Source organism: Archangium gephyra (assembly GCF_042230915.1).
GTDB lineage: Bacteria > Myxococcota > Myxococcia > Myxococcales > Myxococcaceae > Archangium > Archangium gephyra_B.
In genome coordinates this window covers 5,888,656-5,909,504 of the sequence record NZ_CP102578.1, presented here as the reverse complement: position 1 = coordinate 5,909,504, position 20,849 = coordinate 5,888,656, and the positions used below count along the sequence as shown (strand labels likewise).

Genomic DNA, 20,849 nt, shown 5'->3' with positions numbered 1-20,849 from the left:
TCTATCCCGCGGAGGGCGGTCGCGGAGCCTCGTCCGGATCACCGGCATCGGCGGCCACCTTCCACGAGCCATCCGGCTGCTTCTCCCAGAAGTTCATGTACGTGCCACGGGCCTCCACGACGCCGCCCGAGGCGTCCCGGGTCCTGCGCAGGTAGCGGCCGGTGGTGTAGCCGAGCCGTCCGCCAGCGGAGAGCTCGGCGCGGCTGGGCTCCCAGGTGAGGGAGAAGCCGGGAGTGGCGAAGACGGGCGTCATGGCGGCGCGGATGGCGTCGGGACCGATGAGGTGGCCCGTGGAGCGCAGCATGACGCCCTGAGGAGCGAAGTAGGCGGCCCAGCCCTCGCCGCCGCGAGCCTGCGTGGCCGTGTTGAATTCCCGGTCGGTGCGCAGCAGCACTTCCTCTTCTGGTGTCATGTTCCGCTCCTGGTGCGAAGTGTCGCGCCACGCTACGTGAAGCAGCGCCCCAAGCACACATTCCCCCGACAAGGGGATGCGCCCCTGTGCCCCGCGGGTTATGCATGGGTGCGCCGCCAGGGTTTTCCCCCTCTCCCTGGAGGGCTCCTGCCCCGGGCTCGGAGACGATTCTCCGGGTCCCGGGGCAAGGTTTTTGCGGGCTCCTACGGTTGGCCGGGCGAGGCCGCCCGGATGCGTCCCCAGATCATGGACGTGTACCGGGAGCCAGGCTCGGCCTCGAGCCCCAGCTTCTTCAGGTCGTCCGAGTACTTCGAGCCCTTCACCACCACCCACCGCCGGGCCACGCGCCGGGCCTCCTCGAGCGTCTCCGGCGTGAGGGGGGCGTGCTCGGCGAAGCGGCGGAGCATCTCGAAGGCGGGCTGGGACTTCTTGGGCTTCTCGAACATCGGATCGAAGAGCACCACGTCGAACGAGCCCGAGGGCAGCGAGCGCAGGTAGGTGTGCGAGTCGGCGTGCACCGGCTCCACGCGGCACGACTGGGGGCCGTAGTCGTAGGCCGCGAGGCCCTCGGACACCACGGCGTAGAGCGCCAGGCTCTTCTCCAACCCCACCACCCTGCCCGCCGGCCCCACCACCAGCGCGGCCACCAGCGCGTCCTGTCCCAGCCCCAGCGTGCAGTCCAGGAGGTGATCTCCCGCGCGCAGCTCGGCCACGCGCACGAGGGCGTCATCCCCACCCACCTGCCCCGAGAGGATCCGCAGCCGGCGCAGGTGCGCCATGCCCGGGTTGAAGCCGAAGGAGCCCTCGCGGTCCCACAGCGTGACGCCCTCGCGCTCGAAGACGATGAAGGCGTCCGCCGTGGACTCCAGCATCCCGCCGAGCGGCTCCTTCTTGCGCCTCGGGACGAACGGCAGGTTCCAGGCGCGCGCGGCCTCGCGGGCCCGCTTCACCAGGGACTCCTCCGGCTGGCCGCTCGTGGTGACGGCGAGGGGAACTCGGTTGCGTTCGTTCAAGACCCTCACCCCCACCCTCTCCCAGAGGGAGAGGGAGCGTTCAGCCCTCGACGGCCTGGAGCTTCCGGCCTCCCTGCGCCTCGGCCACCGTCACCGACTGGTTCCGGCCGTGCCGCTTCGCGTAGTACAGGCACTGGTCCGCCTGCTCCACCAGCACCAGCTTGTCCGTGCCGTGGTCCGGCGCCGTCGCGATTCCCAGCGACAGCGTCACCTTCAGCGGGCCCATCTCCGTCTGGAACACCTCGGCCTTGATGGCCTCGCGGATGCGCTCGGCGATGATCTTCGCGCCCTTCGCGTCCGTCTCCGGCATCAGGATGGCGAACTCCTCGCCGCCGTAGCGCGCGACGATGTCCGTGTCCCGCGCCTGCTCGCGGAGGATGCGCGCCACGCCCTTGAGCACCTGGTCTCCCGTCAGGTGGCCGTAGGTGTCGTTCACGCTCTTGAAGTGGTCCACGTCGGTGAGCATCAGCGAGCACTTGCGCCCGTAGCGCCGCGAGTGCGCCAGCATCTCGTCCGCCTTCGCCTGGAAGGTGCGGTTGTTGTACAGGCCCGTCATGCCGTCCGTCGTGGCCATCCGCTCCATGGCCTCGTACAGCTGGGCGCGCAGCACCGCCTGCGCCGCCTGGATGGCGATGACCTCCAGCATCCGCAGCACGTCATGGTCCAGCGCGGCCTTGCGGCGCGAGCCCGCCACCAGCGTGCCCAGAATCCGGTCGCCCGCGGTGAGCGGGAAGATCTTCAGCGCGGCGAGGCCCCGCAGCTGCGTGTCCTCGTCGAAGATGACCTGCCGGTCCATGGACTTGATGTCGCGCCCGGGCAGCGGCGCCCCATAGCGCACCACGTTGGCCACCAGCCCGTTGTTGTCCGGGAAGGTGCGGCCCTCGAGCGCCTTGCTCCCCTGCGCCGTGACGCCCAGCATCCGCGCCACCTTGTGGGCCCGCTTGCCCTCCTGCTCGCTCACGATGGTGACCGCGCAGAAGTCCAGCCCCGCCAGCTGCCGCGCGCTCTCCAGCACCGCCAGGAACACCTGATCCGGGCTGCCCGCGCGGTTGAGCTCCTCGATGGCCCGGAAGAACCGGTCCTTCTCGTCACGCGTCTTGCGGATGTACGACATCACCCGCTCCACCTCGATGGAGCGCAGCACCTCGGAGGCGATCGTCGTCAGCAGCTTCTCGTCATCGTCCGAGAAGGGGTTGTGCGTCACCCGGTCCGCCACCAGCACGCCGCGCACCAGGCCGCTGGCCGCCTCGATGATGGGCACGGCCAGCACGGCCCCCAGCGTGGGCGCGCTCCCGTCGTACCAGGTGATGCCCTTGAGCCCGTGGGCCGAGTGCATCCGCACCGGGGCGCGGCGCTTGAGCACCCCGCCCAGCATGCCCTCGCCCGCGTTGAAGCGCTCGCGCTGCACCCGGTCCGAGGCGCTGCGGCAGTCGTACAGCTTCAGCCCCTTGTCGTCCGACGCCAGCAGGAAGGCGGCGCAGGTGTGCGTGTGCAGGGCCGTCTCGGCGATCTCCAGCGCGGCGCCCACCGCGCCCTCGATCTCCTTCACCGAGGCGAGCAGCCACTTCTCCTCGTCCTTCACGTCGGGCGGGTTGTCGTGGGAGCCGGAGCTGACGAGCCGGAAGGTGCGGGCGCGCTCCTCGACCTCTTTGATCCGCTTCTCCACGGCGGCGTTCTCCGCGCGGCGGGCGGCGGCGATGCGGGCGGAGAGGACCAAGTGGTACAGGCCGGCGAAGAGCGCGAGGAAGGCCGCGTGGGTGAGGAAGGCGGGGACGCTGCGCTCGGGGCCCTGCAGGGTGACGAGCGCGTCGAAGGCAAGCGCCACGCCGAGCAGCGCCAGGCCCGCGTTGCGCGGCAGGAAGGCCACCAGGAAGGCCATGACCAGGTAGATGAGGGGGAAGATCTCTCCCCCGGCGATGGCCACCACGATGAAGGCCGAGGCGATGAGCACCGCCCCCAGCTCCAGGTCATCCCGGAGGTAGAGCGGAGCGCCCACGGCGCCGCGGGTGAAGCGCCGCCAGCCCATCACCGCCAGGCCGGCGAGCAGGAAGAGGACGAGGGAGGCCTCGGTCCAGCCCAGCGTGTGCAGGCCGCGGAAGCCGCCCCGCGCCAGGTGGATGAAGGCGGACAGCACGCCCGCGGCGGGCACGGCCCGGACCAGCGAGTGGAAGAGCTTGGAGACTGGAGGGATGGCCGAAAGCGCGGACACGATTACTCCAGATGGAAGACGAGCTCGCCCGGCTTGACGTAACCGAGCTCCTCGCGCGCGGCGCGCTCGAGGGCCGCGGGATCATTGCGCAGTGCGTTGATCTCGCGAAGAAGGGTGGCGTTCTGCTCGGACAGGACGCGGTTGCGCTCCTGGATGGCCTCGACGTCCTGGCGCAGACGCAGGTAGCGGCGGAAGCCCTTCGCGTCCACCGCTGACACCAGCGTGAGGACCGCGGCCACACACGCCGCCACACCGAGGAGCTTTCGCCGCACCGTCATGAGTGCGCCGGAAGGTACCAGTGGCGACCTCTCCGGCAAGAAATCCGCTCCAGGCCTGTAGCGAGCTGCCCCTCTTTCTCACGGAGGACAGTCGCGCCACGCGACCGGCATCCGGTGGCACGCCTCCTGCCACCATGGAGCCCTCTCTCGAAGGAGCCGGATGCCCCCCCTTTCCCCCACCCCACCGCCCGCCTCCCGACGTCTGGCACGGTGGCGCCGTCCGCTCCTCTGGGGGCTCGGGGTGTTCGCCGTCCTGGAGCTTCTCCTCAACGGCCTGCTCGCCACCGGCCTGCTGGAGACGCTGATCAACCGCTCCTCCCGGAGTCTGAAGGTGGAGTGGGGCCGGGCCTGGAGCGTGTGGCCCGACTCCATCCAGGTCCGGGGGCTGAGGATTCGGAACGAGGAGGCGGATGGCGGCCACTGGGAGCTGGCGATGGAGTCGGCCGAGCTGGACCTGTCCCCGCTGGCCCTGCTCCGGTTGAAGGTGCGGGCCGAGCAGGTGAGCGTCGAGGGCCTGAGCTTCCGGCTCCAACCCGGCGATCCGGCGGCACGGCGACCGGAAGGCCCGGGAGAGCCCCCTCCCTGGGAGCTGCAGCTGAAGGGCGTGCGGGTCCACGGGGTGCGCGAGCTGGCGGTGGGCCCCCTCCGGCTCACGGGTGTCACGGACGCCACCGGCGAGCTGGCGCTGGTGCCGGGGCATCGGCTCATCGTGAGCGAGGCGCGGGTGCGGATCGGAGAGGGCGAGCTGACCTACGAGAAGAACCTGCTGGCCCACGTCGAGGGAGGGACGGCGGACTTCGGCTTCGACGCGAGGCGCGATGCCCAGGGAAGGCTGGACGTCGCCAGCGCATTGGGAGGACGGCTCCAGGTGGCCACCACCCTGCCCTCGCTCACCACGTTGCAGCGGTGGGTGCCGCAGATCGCCGAGGCCTCGCTGGAGGGAGGCGCGGGGCGCCTGGAAGTGGATCTCCGGCTGGAGGAGGGCCGGCTCGCCCCGGACAGCCGGCTGGAGGGCTCGGGAAAGCCCATCCTCGTTCCCCTGGGACTGGTGCGCGTGCGAACGCCCTGGCGGGTCCACGGAGAGGTGCGCGCGAAGGAGGACGGTCCGTCACGCGCCGGGCTCCGGCTCGTCCTGGGCCCCGTGAAGGTGGAGGGGAAGAACGGGCAGCTGCTGGAGACCTCGGAGGTGACGGTCTCCCTGAAAGCGCCGGCCCCGCGCCTGGGTGAGCCGCCGCGCGACGTCCACGCGGCGCTGCACGTGGCGGCGAGCAATCCGTTGGATCTGCGGGTGCTCAACGAGTGGCTGGCCCCGGCCATCCAGGTGGACTCCGGCCAGGCGAGCCTGGTGGCCACGAGCCAGGCCGATGCGGCGAAGGGCCGGGGGACGGCGGCCCTGGAGTTGAGCACGGACGACATCCGGGCCCGTTGGGGCGCCACGCGGCTGGGCGCTCGGCTCGTCCTGGACGTGGACGCGCGGAAGCTGGCGTTGCGCCGCGACACGGTGACGTTCGCGGGCAGCCGGCTGCTGCTGCGCAACGCCTCCGTCCAGAAGGGCGACAAGCCCCAGGTGCACGGCTGGGAGGGCACCCTGTCCTTCCCGGAAGCCACCCTTCGGCTGTCCCCCGCCGTCCTCGAGGGGCGCTTCGCCGGCAGCTTCACCAACGCGGCCCCCTTCATCGCCCTGCTCACCGACAAGACGGGCCTGCCCCAGGTGCTCTCTCCCCTGCTGGAGGCCCGGAACCTGGAGCTCTCCGGCTCGGTGTCGCTGGGAAGCGGCGGCGTGAAGGTGGACAAGCTCCGCCTCCAGGGCGAGGGGTTCGAGCTGCGAGGCAAGGTGGAGCTCACCGGCCCGGCCACCCAGGCCGTGCTGCTGGTGAAGGTGAAGCAGCTCCCGCTGGGCGTGGAGGTGACGCCCGAGGGCACCCATCTCCAGCTGCTCCAGCCCTCCGCGTGGTACGAGCAGAAGCTGGGGGAACGGGTGGACTGAGGGCGCCGTTCAGCGCCGCAGGAGCTTCTCCACCGCCCGCGATACGTCGGCGTGGTTGGCCACGCCCTGCCACGCACCGGCCACCTCGCCCTCCTTGTCCAGCAGGAAGGTGCAGGGCAGCGAGGGAATGAGCCCGAAGGCGCTGCGCCCCTTCTGCATGGGCTCATCGGACACCAGCACCGGGAAGCCGAAGGCGTACTGGTGGGCGAAGGGCTCCAGCGTCTTCGTCCCGTCCAGGTCCAGGCCCACCAGCACCACCTGGAAGCCCTGGGGGCCATGCTCCTTCTGGAGGGCCTCCAGCGTGGGCAGATCCGTCAGGCAGGTGAAGCACCAGGTGGCGAAGAAGGACACCAGCACCACGCGCCCGGGCAGCCGGTTCCAGTCCAGGGGCGTGGGCCCCACCGAGGGCAGCGCCAGCGCCCGCAGGTAGGGCGAGGGCCCGGGCTCCCGCTCGGGCACCGTGCGGCACCCGGCCAGCGCCAGCACCAGGGCGCACCCCACCGCCAGCGCCGTGCGCCTCATGCCTCGCTCTTGGCCACGCCACTCCGCTGGCAGTTCCGGCACAGCCCGTACAGCTCCATCTTGTGCGACGTCACCGTGAAGCCGTGCTTGCGCGCCACCGCGTCCTGCATCTGCTCGATGCGGTCGTCCTCGAACTCGACGATGGTGCCGCAGTGGGTGCAGATGAGGTGATCATGGTGGTGGCGGCCGGCGGCGGCCTCGTAGCGCGTCTGCCCGTCGCCGAAGTTGCGCGCGTGGGCCAGGCCGCACTCGTTGAGCAGCTTCATGGTCCGGTACACCGTGGCCACCGACACCCGGGTGTCCTGCTGGCGCACCTTGTTCCACAGCTCCTCCACGGACAGGTGGCCGCCCGTGGAGAAGAAGGTGTCGATGATGAGGCTTCGCTGGCGCGTGCTCTTCAGCCCATGCTGCGCCATGTACCGCTGGAGCACCTCGTCCATGTCCTGATTCACGGCCCGCCTGCCTCCCGAGCCATGGGGATGGCCCCTCGTCCCATCGAATGTCCACCGGCCGAACGTCCGGGGCCCATGGCACCCCGCCCGGGTGTGACACCGACTTGCATCGTCTTCTGGCTGTTTAGATTGGGGCCCGTCGGATTCATTGACACCCGTCTGCCAGCGAAGATAGAGCCACCCGGCCTCGTAAACGAGCATTTTTCCGCACCTTTACATGAACAGTTACTGGCAGAGACAGCGGCAACCCGATGACGTGCCCACCCCGGTGGCAGTAGCGGTCTCCGACTACTGCAGGCGAGCCAAGGCGCCCGCCACCCCCACCGAGGTCCGTGAAGCACTCGCCCTGCTGTCCGAGGCCGATGACTTCCGGGTACGTACCTTGACCGACACCGAGCCGGCGGCGACGCCGCTCGGACCCTTCGCCGTGGTGGACGTGCTCAAGGGCACGGCCCCCACGCTCGCCGCGACGCGGCAGGGGTGCGGTTTCTACGACGTGGTGCAGGAGCTGGCCCGGGTGCACGAGGAGAAGCGCCCGCCCGCCCCTCCCCCCTCCCCCGAGGTCCCCACCTTCGCCACGCCCGCCCCGCGAGCGGGCGTCCCGGCCCCCGTACCCGCGAAGCCGGAGCTGGCGCCCAAGTCCCGCGGCGAGACGGTCCAGTCGCGGATCGCCCCCCGCAAGCGCACCGCCGCCGACGCGCTCCCGCCCGAGTTCGACGAGGGCGAGGAGGCCTCCAGCTTCCTCAAGAAGGATCTGCCCAAGCCCCGCGGCCGCTTCACCCGCCTGGAGGCTCCCAAGACGAGCTACCAGGAGCTGACGCGCGCCTCGGGCAAGGAGCTGCTGGAGGCGGCGCTGGGCTCGCACGACAACCGCTTCGCACTGCTCAACTCCCTGGCCGCGCAATACAACGGCAGCCGGGGGGAGCTGACGCTGATGGAGTTGGAAGGAGTGCTGAGGGCTCACGGGTTGATGGAGGCCATGGAGAACCGCGAGCGTACGGCCATCCTCAGCGCCTTCACCGAGCACCGCGGTGCCTCCGGCCGCGTCGGCTGGGCGCTGGGCCTCAGTCCGTCCGAGCTGCGTCAGCTCGAGGCCAAGGCCGGCCTGTCCCGGGAGGTCGAGGAGGTGCGCGAGCGCTTCCGCCGCGAGGCCCTCACCGCGCGCAACCTCACCCAGCGGTTGGATCTGCTGGGGAGGGAGAAGTACCTGGTGGACCTGGGAATCAAGAAGCGTTTCACGGACATGCTCCGCCGGGAGCTCGAAGTGCTGGTGCGCGACGAGCTTTCGGAGGCCAAGACGCTCTCCGAGCTCGCGGACGTGGTGGCCCGCAAGCACGGCGCCCCGTCCGAGCTCGTGCTCCGTGCGCTCGAGCGCCTGGGAGTGGCCGAGGGCCTGCGCAAGCGGGGCTCGGACAACTCCCCTCATTCCACGCCTTAGTTTTCAGTGAAGAGGCCAAGCCATGCCCATCTACGAGTACGCCTGTAAGTCCTGTGAGAAGACGATCGATGTCCTGCAGAAGGTGAGCGACCCGACGCCCGAGACCTGCTCCGCATGTGGAGCCCAGAACTCGCTGAGCAAGGTCGTCAGCCGCTCCAGCTTCGTCCTCAAGGGCGGTGGCTGGTATTCGGACCTCTACAGCTCCACCAAGAAGGACGGGAGCGGTTCCAGTAGCCCGTCCTCCTCCAGCAGCACGTCGAGCACCAGCAGCGCCTCGAGCACCAGCGGCTCGTCGGACTCGGGGTCGAGCGCCTCCAGCGCCAGCAGCACCCCGAGCGCCCCGGCGGCGGCCGCGGGCGGCAAGAGCTGAGCGGCTGAAAAGTCGCGTGGGTGGCGGACCGGAGGGAGAGTGGCCCCGTGCCATTTCCTCCCTCCAAGCGTCCCCCCCGCCGTTGCGTGCTCTGTGGCCATCCGGAGCTGACCGACGCACGTGGCCTGGGCCGTTTCCTGCTGGTGCCGGACCCCGATGGCCGTGGACCCATCTGTCCGCCGCTGAAGGGCTGCAGCGAGCAGCGGCGCGCTCGTGACAACGCATCGCTGACGCCGAGCCCCCGCTGAGCTAAGGAAGGCGCCCTCCCGCGTTTCCACGCCGAGGTGCGTCCGATGCTCGTTTCCCTGCTGCTCGCGTCGTTGCTGGCCACGTCCCCCGCTCTGGAGCCGGCCTCCGCCGCCGATCCGACGGTCTCCCTCGCCGCCGCCATGGAGGGCCGCCACGCCCTCCTGGACGGGGTACAACTGGCGGCCCACTTCCAACACTCCGAGACATCCCCCCTGGGGGTCACGTCCGCCCTGCGCTTCGGCCTCGACTCGCCCCTGCGCCAGGAGGGCGGAGGCCGGGGCGGAGGCGCCGTGAGTGGCGAGGTGCGGCAGATCCTCGCGCTGGTGCTGGGGCTGTTCATCGGCTTCGGCACGGGCCACCTGCTGGTGAGGGACACGGACGGCTTCCTGCTGTTCCTCGTGGTGGACGTGGCGATCATCGTGGTCAGCAGCGTGCTGCGGTGGGCCGTGGGCGGCTGGTTCTGGGGCCTGGGAGGCGCCGCGCTGCTCGTCTCGCACGTCATCCAGGGCATCGACGCCCTGGCCAAGGCGGGCGGGCCGCGCATCGTCGAGGTCACGCGCCAGCGGGCGGTGCAGGTGGCGGACGTCTCGGGCGGCCGCGACGCCCCGCACATCACCACCCGCGCCTTCGCCTTCAACTTCTGACGGAGACCGACTCATGAAACGACTGCTCGCCCTGCTCGTCCTCGTGCCCGCGGTGCTCGCCACCGGCTGCGCCAGCCAGACGCCGCTCAGCGCGGAGGATCGGTCGAAGCTCCAGCACGACCTGACCACCGGCCCGTCCGCGGTGCGCTACCTGCAGGCCTCCAGCTACGTCACCCCGTTCTTCGGGGACGCGTCGAAGCGGCTGCTGACGCCCTACCCGCCCGAGGAGGTGCGGCTGCTCAACGACACCCGGGGCAACCCCATCAACCCCGGCGCGGTGCAGGCCATGGCGCCCGCGGGCACGAAGGTGCGCGTGCTGAAGGTGGAGTTCCCCACCGCCTGGGTGATGGCCGAGCGGGTGCTGTACTCCCCGCGCACGCAGCCCTGGGTGTACCTGGACGTGGAGGGGGTGCCGGCGGGGCCGCCCGTCATCCTCGTGATGCCGCCGCAGCTCAAGACGAACGAGGACGTGCGGGCCGAGCTGGATCGGCACCTGGCGGAGCATGAGCTGGCGCCGAAGCTGGCGAAGTTCCAGCCGCGCTTCCAGGAGGCCATCCGGCAGAAGAAGGTCCTCGAGTACATGCCGGAGGCGGCGGTGCAGATGTCCTGGGGTCCGCCGGAGCGCATCCGGCGCACGCTGGACGGGACCCAGGTGCACCAGGAGTGGATCTACCCGGGAGAGAAGCGCCGGGTGTTCATCACCGACGGTCTGGTCACCCGGGTGGACGAGGGCACGCCCGCCACGGCCAAGTAGACGCCCAGCGGGCTCGCTGCCCGTGCAAAACCCCCTCTCCCCCTGGGAGAGGGTTGGGGTGAGGGTCAGCCGCGACGACGGCGCCCACCCCCCCCGCCACCGCCGCCCCCACCCCCGCGGCGCTTGCCACCGCTACGGGAGGCCTGGGCCTCGCCCGGGCGGGTGAGCCGGGGCAGCTCGCCGGCCATGACGGGGTAGAAGTCCCCGGCCAGCAGCGCGGCCACGAGCTGCTCCTGCGTCTGCACGGGCTTCTTGAAGAAGGTGGCGCCATAGCCCACCTCGTCCAGGGAGCCCCGGGCGTCACTGCCGCCGGTGCACGGCAGCTTGAGCGTCTCGGCGGCCTCCACGGCGAGGTCGTTGGACGTCTGCTTCACGCGGGCGTTGTACCCCTCCACGGCGCACAGCACCCCGCCCAGCGTGCGGACGTAGTCCATGGCGGGGTTGGGCGAGTCCCGGTCATACGGCCGGGCGGCCACGATGGCGGCGCCCAGCGAGCGCACCTTGGGAAGACACTCGGCGGCGCTCCAGGGCTTCTCGCGGTTGCTGCCCCACATCTGCACCGGCTCGGGGGCGCGCTCCGGCTTCGGGAAGAAGCACAGGTACTGGCCCCGGTCGGTGATGAGCTCGAGGCCCACGAAGACCTTCACCTTGGACTTCGCGCCGATCTCGAACAGCTCGTCACAGCCGTCCTGGGTGTTGGTCTCGGTGAAGGCCACGCCGTCCAGACCGAACAGCGCGGCGCGATCCAGGACCGCGCGCGGCTCCAGGGCGCAACCTTTGGACAGGTAGGAATGCGCGTGCAGATCGATGAGCATGGGCGCCGGTCCCTAGCAGGCTCCCGTGGGAGCTGTCGAGTCTCGGCGCACCCGGCCCCGCCCGAAATCAGGCGAAAGCGTAGCCCTGGAGGCCCGTCGGCTTGGACTGGCCGTTCTTCTCCTCGTGGGTGCGGATGAGGTAGCCCATCAGCATGAGCGAGGAGGTGTTCTCCAGCACCCGGGAGGGGTCCTTGGAGATGAGGTTGGCGCTGTAGTTGAGGAAGAACTGGGCCAGGTCCTCGCCTGCTTCCTTGACGATCAGCGCGTTGAGCGCGGCGGGATCCATGGTCCGGATCTCATTGATGAAGTCCACCGCCAGGTCCTTCTTCGTCTTGACGTCCACGGCCATCCCCCTTCGCCCAACCCCTTGCCGAGGGCCCGTCCCCCGGGCTTCCAGATCCAGCGACCCAGGGAATCTAGGCACGTCCCCCCGGGCGGGAAGCCCCGGGCCGGGCGGGGCGCCTACAGGTAAGCTTTTTTGACACCTGCGAAGAGCGCGCGATAACCTTCCTCACACTGAGTACCAGTACAAAACACAGCGCAAGGAGTGGAAGGCGATGTTCACGGGCGTGAAGGTGTTCTCCGCGACGAAGGCGAAGGAGCGTGAGGAGCTGGGTGAGAACGTCACCCGCTGGATCAGGAGCAACTCGGATCTGGAGATCGTCGACCGGGTGGTGGCCCAGTCGAGCGACAACGAGTTCCACTGCTACACGCTGGTGCTGTTCTACAAGCACAAGTCGCAGCCGTAGGCGTCGCGGCAGCCGTCACGGGCCCGTCAGGGCCTCGAGTGGCACCCAGGAACCCTGAGCGCGCAGCTCGCCAGGGACGTCCTTGCTATCCCCTCATCGCGCACCGTGGCTGGCTCTCGGGAGCCGGTGGCGACCCGTCCGCGGGTATGGCCCCCTCCCCTGCCGCCCGGGCGATTCCCGAGCACCATCCATCGCGATGAGCACTCAAGACTGGCGCCCTCGACTCACCACGATTGATGATCCCATCGCCGAGGATCACTGGTCCCACACGACGAAAGAGGGAGAGACCAAGGTCTCCCGGATCGTCGTCGGTCGACCGCAGCCACTTCCAGGTGAAGCAGATAGAGCCTGGTACTGCCCGCTCTCCATTGAGGGCTATCTCCCCGGCATCAAGTGCGTCATGGGAGTCGGCCCCGTTGATGCGCTCATGAATGCCATGACGCTCGTGCGGAGGTTCTTCGAGGAGCACTCCGACGTCACGCCCAGGGCAGGAGTGCCACCCAGGCAGGATTCCTAGTGCCGGATGGGCGGTCCGAACTCGGCGCGGCAGAACACCTGGCACGCGGCCTTCCCCGCGTAGATCGCCGACCAGCACAAAGCCTTTCTCTTCTTGTTGTCGTCCGGGAGGTTCCGGCAGAAGTCCTCGGCCTCCTCGATGCTCGCATTACAGGCCTTCAGACACTCGAAGACGTTCGTCATCTCGATGGGGCCACCCTCCGGCCGATCCTCCTTCGGCTCATCGGCCAGTCCCCATGAGGGGCTCACGAGGAGACCTGCCATCAGCATCGCTCTCCAGTGCATCGGCGCTCCCAGGTCCTCTGAGTGCTGAAGAAGCCAGAGGCTGAACCGGGACCCGCCAGCCCGTCAAACCAGCCAGCGTGCGGCCGAGCACTCGCCTGTTCTCACCGCCCTGCCCCGTCTGCCCGCTCGCCCTGAGCGCCGGACAGGGGAGCGGCCCATGCCGGCCGGTGTGCACCGTGCGGCGCCATTCCTAACGTTGACGGGCCAACGGGCCGGACGCCAGGAGCGTCCTGAATCAACGCGTGGTGAAAAATAGCGCCGGAGCAGCGCGGCGCGGGGACCTATAGAGGCCACCTGCATTTATGAGCGAAAGAATCGGAAGCACGGTCATCGAGAACGTCCGCCCGCAGCTGGACGCCGGACGGTGGCCCGTGAAGCGCGTCGAGGGCGAGTCCCTCACGGTCAAGGCCGACATCTTCAAGGAGGGTCACGACGTCCTGGTGGCCGTGGTGCGCTGGAGGCAAGCCGCTCCCAAGGAGCAGGTGACCGAGTGGGCCGAGGTGCCCATGCTCGCCAAGGGCAATGACCTGTGGGAGGCCGAGTTCCCCCTGGCCCGCAACGGCCGCTACGAGTTCACCGTCGAGGCCTGGCCAGACCTCTTCGCCACCTGGGTCTCCGAGATCAAACGCAAGGTGGACGTGGGCCGCGACGTGCGCAGCGAGTTGCTCGAGGGCGCCGCCATGCTCCGCGGCCACGCCGAGCGCGCCCAGAAGGCCAGCAGCCCCGAGGAGGCCAAACGCCTCACCGAGGCCGCGGCCCTCTTCGACAAGGGCATGAGCCCCAACGCCATCGCCGCGGCCATGGATCCGGGCCTCACCCTGACGGCCTCCAAGTACGTGGACCGCTCCCTCGCCACCCGGTACGACCGTGTGCTCGAGGTCTTCGTGGACCGCGAGCGTGCGCAGTTCAGCTCCTGGTACGAGTTCTTCCCGCGCTCCACGCCCCGCGACGGCCGCACGCACGGCACCTTCAAGGACGCCGAGAAGTGGCTCCCCTACGTGCAGTCGCTGGGCTTCGACGTCATCTACCTGCCGCCGATCCACCCCATCGGCCGCACGGCGCGCAAGGGCAAGAACAACAGCCTCACCGCGGGCCCCGAGGACGTGGGCAGCCCCTGGGCCATCGGCGCCGCCGAGGGCGGTCACAAGGCCGTGCACCCGAAGCTCGGCACGCTCGAGGACTTCCGGCGCTTCGTCCAGGCGGCCAACACCCTGGGCATCGAGATCGCCCTCGACATCGCCTACCAGTGCTCGCCGGACCACCCCTACGTGAAGGAGCACCCGGAGTGGTTCCTCCACCGGCCCGACGGCACCATCAAGACGGCCGAGAACCCGCCCAAGCGCTACGAGGACATCGTCAACTTCGACTGGATGGGCCCCGGACGCGCCACGCTCTGGCCCGAGCTCAAGTCGGTGATCATGCACTGGGTGGAGCAGGGCGTGCGCATCTTCCGCGTGGACAACCCGCACACCAAGCCCCTGCCCTTCTGGGCCTGGCTCATCCGCGAGGTCCACTCCGTCCGGCCCGACGTCGTCTTCCTCTCCGAGGCCTTCACCCGCCCCAAGGTCATGAAGGCCCTGGCCAAGCTCGGCTTCCAGCAGTCGTACACCTACTTCACCTGGCGCAACTTCAAGCAGGAGATGGAGGAGTACCTCACGGAGCTCACCTCGCCGCCCGTGGCCGACTTCATGCGCGGCAACCTCTGGCCCAACACGCCGGACATCCTCCCCGAGTTCCTCCAGCGCAGCGGGCCCGGTGGCTTCCGCCTGCGCGCCGCCATGGCCGCCACGCTCTCCAGCACCTGGGGCATGTACTGCGGCTACGAGCTGTGTGAGGGCACTCCCGTCAAGCCGGGCAAGGAGGAGTACCTCGACTCGGAGAAGTACGAGCTCAAGGCCTGGGATCTGGACCGGCCCGGCAACATCCGCGGCTACATCTCCCGGCTCAACGCCATCCGCCGCGAGCACCGCGCCTTCCAGCTCTACTCCAACCTGCGCTTCCACCCGTCCGACAACGAGCAGGTGATGTTCTACCTGAAGCGCACCCCGGACGGCTCCAGCCAGGTGCTCGTGGCGGTGAGCTTCGATCCGTACCACGCCCAGGAGTCCGTGCTGCACGTGCCCCTGCAGGAGCTGGGCATCCCACCGGACGAGACGTACCAGGTCCACGAGCTGATGACGGACGAGCGGAGCCTGTGGCAGGGGCCCACCGCCCACGTGCGTCTCACCCCCGAGCAGCCCGCGGCCATCTGGGCCGTGTACCGCTTCCGCCGCAGCGAACAGGCGTTCGACTACTACGAATGAGACCCCACCCACCTTATGACCCGGACGGATCCGCTCTGGTACAAGAAGGCAGTCATCTACGAACTGCACATCCGCGCGTTCTATGACTCGAACGCGGATGGGCACGGGGACATCCCAGGCCTCATCGAGAAGCTCCCGTACCTGCAGGACCTGGGCGTCACCTGCCTGTGGATCCTGCCCCACTACCCTTCGCCCCTGAAGGACGACGGCTACGACATCGCGGACTTCTACGCGGTGCACCCGGACTACGGCACGCTCGCGGACTTCCAGCGCCTGGTGGACGAGGCCCACAAGCGCGACATCCGCGTCATCAGCGAGCTCGTCGTCAACCACACCAGCGATCAGCACGCCTGGTTCCAGGAGTCCCGCAGGGATCCCAAGAGCCCCAAGCGCGACTTCTACGTCTGGAGCGACACGGACGAGAAGTACCGGGGCACCCGCATCATCTTCACCGACACCGAGCGCTCCAACTGGACGTGGGATCCGGTGGCCAAGCAGTACTTCTGGCACCGCTTCTTCAGCCACCAGCCGGACCTCAACTACGACAACCCCGAGGTCCAGGAAGCCATGCTGGACGTCATGCGCTTCTGGCTGAACATGGGCGTGGACGGCTTCCGCTGCGACGCCGTGCCCTACCTCTTCGAGCGCGAGGGCACCAACTGCGAGAACCTCCCGGAGACGCACGCCTTCCTCAAGAAGCTGCGCAAGACGCTCGACGCCGAGTACGGCGGGGACAAGATGCTGCTCGCCGAGGCCAACCAGTGGCCCGCCGACGTGCGCGTCTACTTCGGCGATGGCGACGAGTTCCACATGGGCTTCCACTTCCCCGTGATGCCCCGCCTCTTCATGGCGGTGCGCCGCGAGGACCGCACGCCCATCGTCGAAATCCTCCAGCAGACCCCGGACATCCCCGACAACTGCCAGTGGGCCATCTTCCTGCGCAACCACGACGAGCTGACGCTCGAGATGGTCACGGACGAAGACCGGGACTACATGTACCGGGAGTACGCCACCGATCCGCGCATGCGCATCAACCTCGGCATCCGGCGCCGGCTCGCTCCGCTCATGGACAACGGCCGGCGGCGGATCGAGCTGATGCACAGCCTGCTGTTCACCCTGCCCGGCACCCCCGTCATGTACTACGGGGATGAGATCGGCATGGGGGACAACATCTACCTGGGCGATCGCAACGGCGTGCGCACCCCCATGCAGTGGACGAGCGACCGCAACGCGGGCTTCTCCCGGGCCGACTACGCGCGCCTGTACGCCCCCATCATCGCGGACCCCGTCTACGGCTATCAGTCCATCAACGTGGAGGCCCAGGAGCGCACCCGCTCGTCCATGCTCAACTGGATGAAGCGGCTGCTGCGCGTGCGCCAGCGCTACCCCGCCTTCGCCATGGGCAAGCTGCGCTGGGTCAACCCCGACAACCGCAAGGTGATCGCCTTCACCCGCGAGTACGAGGGACAGACGATCCTCATCATCTGCAACCTCTCGCGCTTCGCCCAGCCCGCCGTGCTCGACATGCGCGAGTGGGAGGGCCAGGTGCCCGTGGAGCTCATCGGCGAGACGCCCTTCCCACGCATCTCCGGCATGCCGTACCAGCTCACGCTCGGCCCCTACATGTTCCTGTGGTTCCGCCTCGAGAAGCTCGCGCCCGGGAGAGGAATGCCGTGACCACCCCCATCGACCTGACCAAACTGCCGGACTACCTCCGCAACCAGCGCTGGTTCGCCGGCAAGGCCTGGCCCATCAAGGCCGTGGCCGTGGTGGACCACGCCCGCGTGGAGCTGCCCGGCGGGCGCGACTTCACCCTCGCCGTGGTGGAGGTCACCTACGAGCTGGGCCACCCGGACCGCTACCTGCTGCCCGTGGAGAGCAAGGGCGAGGGCGTCCAGGACGCGCTCGACGACGTGGAGGTGCTGCGCGCCCTCTTCAACCTCATCCGCGAGAAGCGCGTCGTCCAGAGCGCCTCGGGCAGGCTGACCGGCGAGTGGCTGGACACTCCCGAGGGGTTGATGGCCCTGCCCTCGCCCCTGCCCGTGCGCCGGCTGCAGGTGGAGCAGAGCAACACCTCGGTGGTGGTCGCCGAGAAGGTCATCTTCAAGGTCATCCGCAAGCTGGAGGCCGGCCTCAACCCCGAGTACGAGGTGGGCCGCTACCTGGCCACGAAGACGTCCTTCCGCGCCACCCCCACCCTCCTGGGCGCGCTCCAGTCCGAGGGTCCCGCGGGCGCCACCCTCGCCGTCGTCCACCGCTACATCCCCAACGTCACCGACGGCTGGCTCTACACCCTGGGCCACTTCCGCAAGGGGCCCCGGCTGACGGACGCCTTCCTCGCAGAGCTGCGCGGACTGGGCCAGCGGCTGGGCGAGCTGCACCACGCGCTCGGCTCCAGCACCGACGATCCCGCCTTCTCCCCGGAGCCCCTCCTCACCGAGGACATGCAGCGCTGGAGCGCCTCCATCGTCGGAGAGATGGGCGTCACCCTCAACGAGGCCTCCCGCCAGTTCCCCGAGCTGGAGAACCGCCGCGAGGCCCTCATCGGCCACGCCACCCAGCTCGCCCACCTTCCCCCCTCGGGGCAGAAAATCCGCATTCACGGAGATCTGCACCTCGGACAAGTGCTCCGGGCGGACGGCGACTGGCTCCTCTTCGACTTCGAGGGCGAGCCGGGACGCAGCTTCGCCCAGCGGCGGGAGAAGTACTCGGCCCTGCGGGATGTGGCGGGAATGTTGCGCTCCTTCGACTACGCGGAGGCGACCGTGGGGCTGGAGGGCCAGGCCGCCGGCGATCGCGTGAAACCCGCGCGCCAGGCCTTCCTCGAGGGCTACGGCGCCGCCACGCGAGGGGCGGCCTTCCTGCCCAAGGACGATGCGTCCTTCAAATCGATGCTTGACGCCTTCGAGCTGGAGAAGATGCTCTACGAAGTGCGTTACGAGTTGCAGAACCGGCCGGACTGGGTGCGCATCCCCGTCCAGGCGCTCATGAAGATGGAGGTTCGCAAGTGAAGAAGCCGATGGATCGGCAGCAGGTGGATGCGGAGCTGCAGCAGGTGGTGGAGCTGAGACACCCCGAGCCGCACCGCGTGCTGGGCATCCACCCGGATGGGGACGCCATGGTGGTGCGGGCCTACCGCCCGGATGCGGTCGCCCTCCACGTGCTGCCGGAGTTCGGCGGCCGCGTCCCCATGACGCACCGGCTGGGCGGCGTCTACGAGGCGCGGATCAACGGCAAGACGGAGCACTTCAACTACCTGCTGGAGGTCGAGTACCCCGGCAACAAGAAGTTCACGCTGCGCGATCCGTACAGCTTCCTGCCCACGCTGGGGGACATCGATCTGCACCTGCTGGGCGAGGGCCGCCACGAGGACATCTGGAAGCGCATGGGGGCCCACCCCATCCACCACAGCGGCATCAGCGGCGTGGCCTTCGCCGTCTGGGCGCCCACGGCCGCGGGCGTGTCCGTGGTGGGTGACTTCAACAGCTGGGATGGCCGGCTGCACGCCATGCGGCGCATGGGCGCCTCGGGCATCTGGGAGCTGTTCATCCCCGAGGTCGCCGAGGGCACGCGCTACAAGTTCGAGATCCGCCCGGGCCACGGCGGAGCGCGCCTGCTGAAGTCCGACCCGTACGCCTTCCGCACCGAGGTGCCTCCGGCCACGGCCTCGGTGGTGCACGACCTGAACCACTTCCAGTGGACGGACGACAAGTGGATGGAGGCGCGCCGCGGGAAGAACGTGGACCACGAGCCGTGGAGCGTCTACGAGGTGCACCTGGCCTCGTGGCGCCGCGTGGTGGAGGACGGCGATCGCTCCCTCTCCTACCGGGAGATGGCCACCGCGCTCGCCGACTACGTGAAGAAGACGGGCTTCACCCACGTGGAGCTGATGCCCGTGTCGGAGCACCCCTTCGGCGGCTCCTGGGGCTACCAGGTGGGCAACTACTACGCCCCCACCGCGCGCTTCGGCCACCCGGATGACTTCCGCTACCTCGTCAACTACCTGCACGAGCAGGGCATTGGCGTGCTCCTGGACTGGGTGCCCGGGCACTTTCCCCGGGACGCGCACGCGCTGGGCCAGTTCGACGGCACCGCCCTCTACGAGCACGCGGATCCCCGCCAGGGCACGCAGCCGGACTGGGGCACCTACGTCTTCAACTTCGGCCGCAACGAGGTGCGCAACTTCCTCATCGCCAACGCGCTCTTCTGGCTCGACGAGTACCACATCGATGGCCTGCGCGTGGACGCGGTGGCCTCCATGCTGTACCTCGACTACAGCCGCAAGCAGGGCGAGTGGGTGCCCAACCGCTGGGGCGGCCGCGAGAACGAGGAGGCCATCTCCTTCCTGCGCGAGCTCAACGACACCGTGCGCCGCAAGTTCCCCGGCGCGGTGATGATCGCCGAGGAGTCCACCGCGTGGCCCAAGGTGAGCCAGCCCACCCAGGAGGGCGGGCTCGGCTTCCACTTCAAGTGGAACATGGGCTGGATGCACGACACGCTGACGTACTACTCGAAGGATCCCATCTACCGTCAGCACCACCACAACCAGCTCACCTTCGGCCTGCTGTACGCCTTCAGCGAGCACTTCATGCTGCCGCTGAGCCATGACGAGGTGGTGCACGGCAAGGGCTCGCTGTACGGGAAGATGCCGGGCGACGCGTGGCAGAAGCGCGCCAACCTCCGGGCCCTGCTGGCGTGGATGTGGGCGCACCCGGGCAAGAAGCTGCTCTTCATGGGCGGCGAGTTCGGCCAGCCCGCCGAGTGGAACAACGATCGGAGCCTGGACTGGCACCTGCTGGGGGACGCGGGCCACGCGGGCCTCCACGCGATGATGACGGACTTGAACAAGCTCTACCGGAGCCACCCGGCGCTGTACGACGCGGACAGCGAGCCGTTCGGCTTCCAGTGGCTGCAACCGGACGCGGCGGCGGCCAACGTGTTCGCCTTCGTGCGGCGCTCGCGCCAGCCGGGAGGCCACGTGGTGTGCATCGCCAACCTGTCGCCCGTGCCTCGCGAGGGCTACCGCGTCGGCTTCCCCCGGCACGGCAGCTACGTGGAGCTGTTGAACACGGACGCCAGCGACTACGGCGGCTCCGGCATCGGCAACATGGGCCGCATCCACACCGAGCCGCACGGGTGGGACGGGCAGGAGGCCTCGGCCTCGCTGACGCTGCCCCCGCTGTCCGTGGTGTGGTTCACCCCGGGGTAGGCGCTCCAGGGGCCGGGGTGGACTTCGAGACCCAGAGGAGCCCCAGCTCGAGGGGCTCCGCGTCGAAGGGCTCGGCGCGGACCACCTCCTCGCCCCCGTGACGGGCGGCGAGCCGCCAGCCCTTCCTCCCCCGACGGTACACCTCCAGGGTGTGGGCTCGCGGGTCCAGCAGCCAGGCGTGGCTCACGCCCTGCTGGTGATAGACCTCCAGCTTGCGCCCCCGGTCCAACGCGGCCGTGGAGGGCGACAGCACCTCGCACACCCAGTCGGGCGCCACGTCGAAGAAGGGCTCATTCCGCTCCAGCAGCCCGGGCGCCCGCTCCCGCCGCCAGCCCGCGAGGTCCGGCACCAACACCTGCTTGCCAAAGTGCAGCTCCGGTTCGACCAGGAGCCACCAGCCCCCCGGCCCGCCCTGCTCGACGTCGAAGTCCCTCAGCAGCATGATGAGCCTCGAAGCCGCCCGCGAGTGCCACGCCGCCGGCCGTGGAAAGGCCCACAGCTCGTCGTCGATGATCTCCCCCACCCACCCTATCGGCAGGGCCTCGATGTCCTCGTAGGTGGCTGGACGCTTTCCCCGACCCATGTTGCTCCTCCTCCCGCTGGCGCTCCCGCCAGACTTCTCCCATCATACCGCAGGGGGTGAC

The 20,849-nt window shown here is 69.4% G+C and carries 20 protein-coding genes; 10 read left to right on the top strand and 10 right to left on the bottom strand.

Annotation, left to right across the window (positions count from 1 at the left end; genetic code table 11):
* Position 1: 1 nt before the first annotated feature.
* The 4 genes from NR798_RS23190 to NR798_RS23175 all read right to left on the bottom strand — a co-directional run bounded on the left by NR798_RS23190 (position 2) and on the right by NR798_RS23175 (position 3,912).
* Positions 2 to 412: a YybH family protein gene (locus tag NR798_RS23190; protein WP_375773661.1), complete on the bottom strand. Its 411-nt coding sequence runs from the start codon at positions 410 to 412 to the stop codon at positions 2 to 4.
* A 203-nt stretch (positions 413 to 615) separates the two neighbouring features.
* Positions 616 to 1,425, bottom strand: coding sequence for a class I SAM-dependent methyltransferase (locus tag NR798_RS23185; protein WP_375773660.1), 810 nt, complete (start codon positions 1,423 to 1,425; stop codon positions 616 to 618).
* A 40-nt stretch (positions 1,426 to 1,465) separates the two neighbouring features.
* Positions 1,466 to 3,634 (bottom strand): diguanylate cyclase, encoded by a 2,169-nt coding sequence (locus NR798_RS23180; RefSeq protein WP_375773659.1) that lies wholly within the window; start codon positions 3,632 to 3,634, stop codon positions 1,466 to 1,468.
* A gap of 2 nt (positions 3,635 to 3,636) precedes the next feature.
* Positions 3,637 to 3,912 carry a septum formation initiator family protein gene (locus NR798_RS23175; protein WP_267537180.1) on the bottom strand — a complete coding sequence of 92 codons (276 nt, stop codon included), beginning with the start codon at positions 3,910 to 3,912 and terminating at the stop codon, positions 3,637 to 3,639.
* Between the two features lie 241 nt (positions 3,913 to 4,153).
* Here NR798_RS23175 and NR798_RS23170 point away from each other — a divergent pair, with 241 nt between their 5' ends.
* Positions 4,154 to 5,899, top strand: a complete 1,746-nt coding sequence (locus NR798_RS23170; RefSeq protein ID WP_375773658.1) for a hypothetical protein — start codon at positions 4,154 to 4,156, stop codon at positions 5,897 to 5,899.
* A 9-nt stretch (positions 5,900 to 5,908) separates the two neighbouring features.
* On the opposite strand, the gene NR798_RS23165 is transcribed toward NR798_RS23170, so the two are convergent.
* Positions 5,909 to 6,421, bottom strand: coding sequence for a TlpA family protein disulfide reductase (locus NR798_RS23165; protein WP_375773657.1), 513 nt, complete (start codon positions 6,419 to 6,421; stop codon positions 5,909 to 5,911).
* On the bottom strand, positions 6,418 to 6,861 hold the full coding sequence (locus NR798_RS23160; protein WP_375773810.1) for a Fur family transcriptional regulator: 444 nt from the start codon (positions 6,859 to 6,861) through the stop codon (positions 6,418 to 6,420). Before NR798_RS23160 ends, NR798_RS23165 begins: the two co-directional genes overlap by 4 nt.
* A gap of 229 nt (positions 6,862 to 7,090) precedes the next feature.
* On the opposite strand from NR798_RS23160, the gene NR798_RS23155 reads away from it, so the two are divergent.
* The 4 genes from NR798_RS23155 to NR798_RS23140 all read left to right on the top strand — a co-directional run bounded on the left by NR798_RS23155 (position 7,091) and on the right by NR798_RS23140 (position 10,328).
* Complete coding sequence (locus NR798_RS23155; protein ID WP_375773656.1) at positions 7,091 to 8,311, top strand: hypothetical protein; 1,221 nt, start codon at positions 7,091 to 7,093, stop codon at positions 8,309 to 8,311.
* A gap of 22 nt (positions 8,312 to 8,333) precedes the next feature.
* The gene (locus tag NR798_RS23150) at positions 8,334 to 8,681 is read left to right on the top strand and encodes an FmdB family zinc ribbon protein (protein WP_375773655.1); all 348 of its coding nucleotides are present in this window, start codon (positions 8,334 to 8,336) and stop codon (positions 8,679 to 8,681) included.
* Positions 8,682 to 8,974: 293 nt separating this feature from the next.
* Positions 8,975 to 9,574, top strand: a complete 600-nt coding sequence (locus NR798_RS23145; RefSeq protein WP_375773654.1) for a hypothetical protein — start codon at positions 8,975 to 8,977, stop codon at positions 9,572 to 9,574.
* A gap of 13 nt (positions 9,575 to 9,587) precedes the next feature.
* The gene (locus tag NR798_RS23140) at positions 9,588 to 10,328 is read left to right on the top strand and encodes a hypothetical protein (RefSeq protein ID WP_375773653.1); all 741 of its coding nucleotides are present in this window, start codon (positions 9,588 to 9,590) and stop codon (positions 10,326 to 10,328) included.
* A gap of 65 nt (positions 10,329 to 10,393) precedes the next feature.
* Here the strand turns inward: NR798_RS23140 and NR798_RS23135 are convergent, their stop codons facing one another.
* Together NR798_RS23135 and NR798_RS23130 are read right to left on the bottom strand one after the other, a co-directional pair.
* A complete protein-coding gene (locus NR798_RS23135; protein ID WP_375773652.1) occupies positions 10,394 to 11,143 on the bottom strand; it encodes a PHP-associated domain-containing protein in 750 nt (249 codons plus the stop codon).
* Positions 11,144 to 11,210: 67 nt separating this feature from the next.
* The gene (locus NR798_RS23130; RefSeq protein ID WP_043410121.1) at positions 11,211 to 11,486 is read right to left on the bottom strand and encodes a hypothetical protein; all 276 of its coding nucleotides are present in this window, start codon (positions 11,484 to 11,486) and stop codon (positions 11,211 to 11,213) included.
* Positions 11,487 to 11,700: 214 nt separating this feature from the next.
* On the opposite strand from NR798_RS23130, the gene NR798_RS23125 reads away from it, so the two are divergent.
* Positions 11,701 to 11,892: a hypothetical protein gene (locus NR798_RS23125; RefSeq protein WP_047857644.1), complete on the top strand. Its 192-nt coding sequence runs from the start codon at positions 11,701 to 11,703 to the stop codon at positions 11,890 to 11,892.
* 513 nt (positions 11,893 to 12,405) lie between these two features.
* On the opposite strand, the gene NR798_RS23120 is transcribed toward NR798_RS23125, so the two are convergent.
* Positions 12,406 to 12,672, bottom strand: coding sequence for a hypothetical protein (locus NR798_RS23120; protein WP_375773651.1), 267 nt, complete (start codon positions 12,670 to 12,672; stop codon positions 12,406 to 12,408).
* A 323-nt stretch (positions 12,673 to 12,995) separates the two neighbouring features.
* Here NR798_RS23120 and NR798_RS23115 point away from each other — a divergent pair, with 323 nt between their 5' ends.
* From NR798_RS23115 to glgB, 4 genes are read left to right on the top strand one after another with little or no spacing between them, the layout of a single operon-like run.
* Positions 12,996 to 14,996, top strand: coding sequence for an alpha-1,4-glucan--maltose-1-phosphate maltosyltransferase (locus NR798_RS23115; RefSeq protein ID WP_375773650.1), 2,001 nt, complete (start codon positions 12,996 to 12,998; stop codon positions 14,994 to 14,996).
* Positions 14,997 to 15,011: 15 nt separating this feature from the next.
* The gene (gene treS, locus NR798_RS23110) at positions 15,012 to 16,673 is read left to right on the top strand and encodes a maltose alpha-D-glucosyltransferase (RefSeq protein ID WP_375773649.1); all 1,662 of its coding nucleotides are present in this window, start codon (positions 15,012 to 15,014) and stop codon (positions 16,671 to 16,673) included.
* Complete coding sequence (locus NR798_RS23105; RefSeq protein WP_375773648.1) at positions 16,670 to 18,007, top strand: phosphotransferase; 1,338 nt, start codon at positions 16,670 to 16,672, stop codon at positions 18,005 to 18,007. The genes treS and NR798_RS23105 overlap by 4 nt, the downstream gene beginning before the upstream one ends.
* The gene (gene glgB / locus NR798_RS23100; RefSeq protein WP_375773647.1) at positions 18,004 to 20,205 is read left to right on the top strand and encodes a 1,4-alpha-glucan branching protein GlgB; all 2,202 of its coding nucleotides are present in this window, start codon (positions 18,004 to 18,006) and stop codon (positions 20,203 to 20,205) included. Before NR798_RS23105 ends, glgB begins: the two co-directional genes overlap by 4 nt.
* Here the strand turns inward: glgB and NR798_RS23095 are convergent.
* Positions 20,192 to 20,788, bottom strand: coding sequence for a Uma2 family endonuclease (locus NR798_RS23095; protein WP_375773646.1), 597 nt, complete (start codon positions 20,786 to 20,788; stop codon positions 20,192 to 20,194). The genes glgB and NR798_RS23095 overlap by 14 nt on opposite strands.
* Positions 20,789 to 20,849 lie beyond the last annotated feature (61 nt).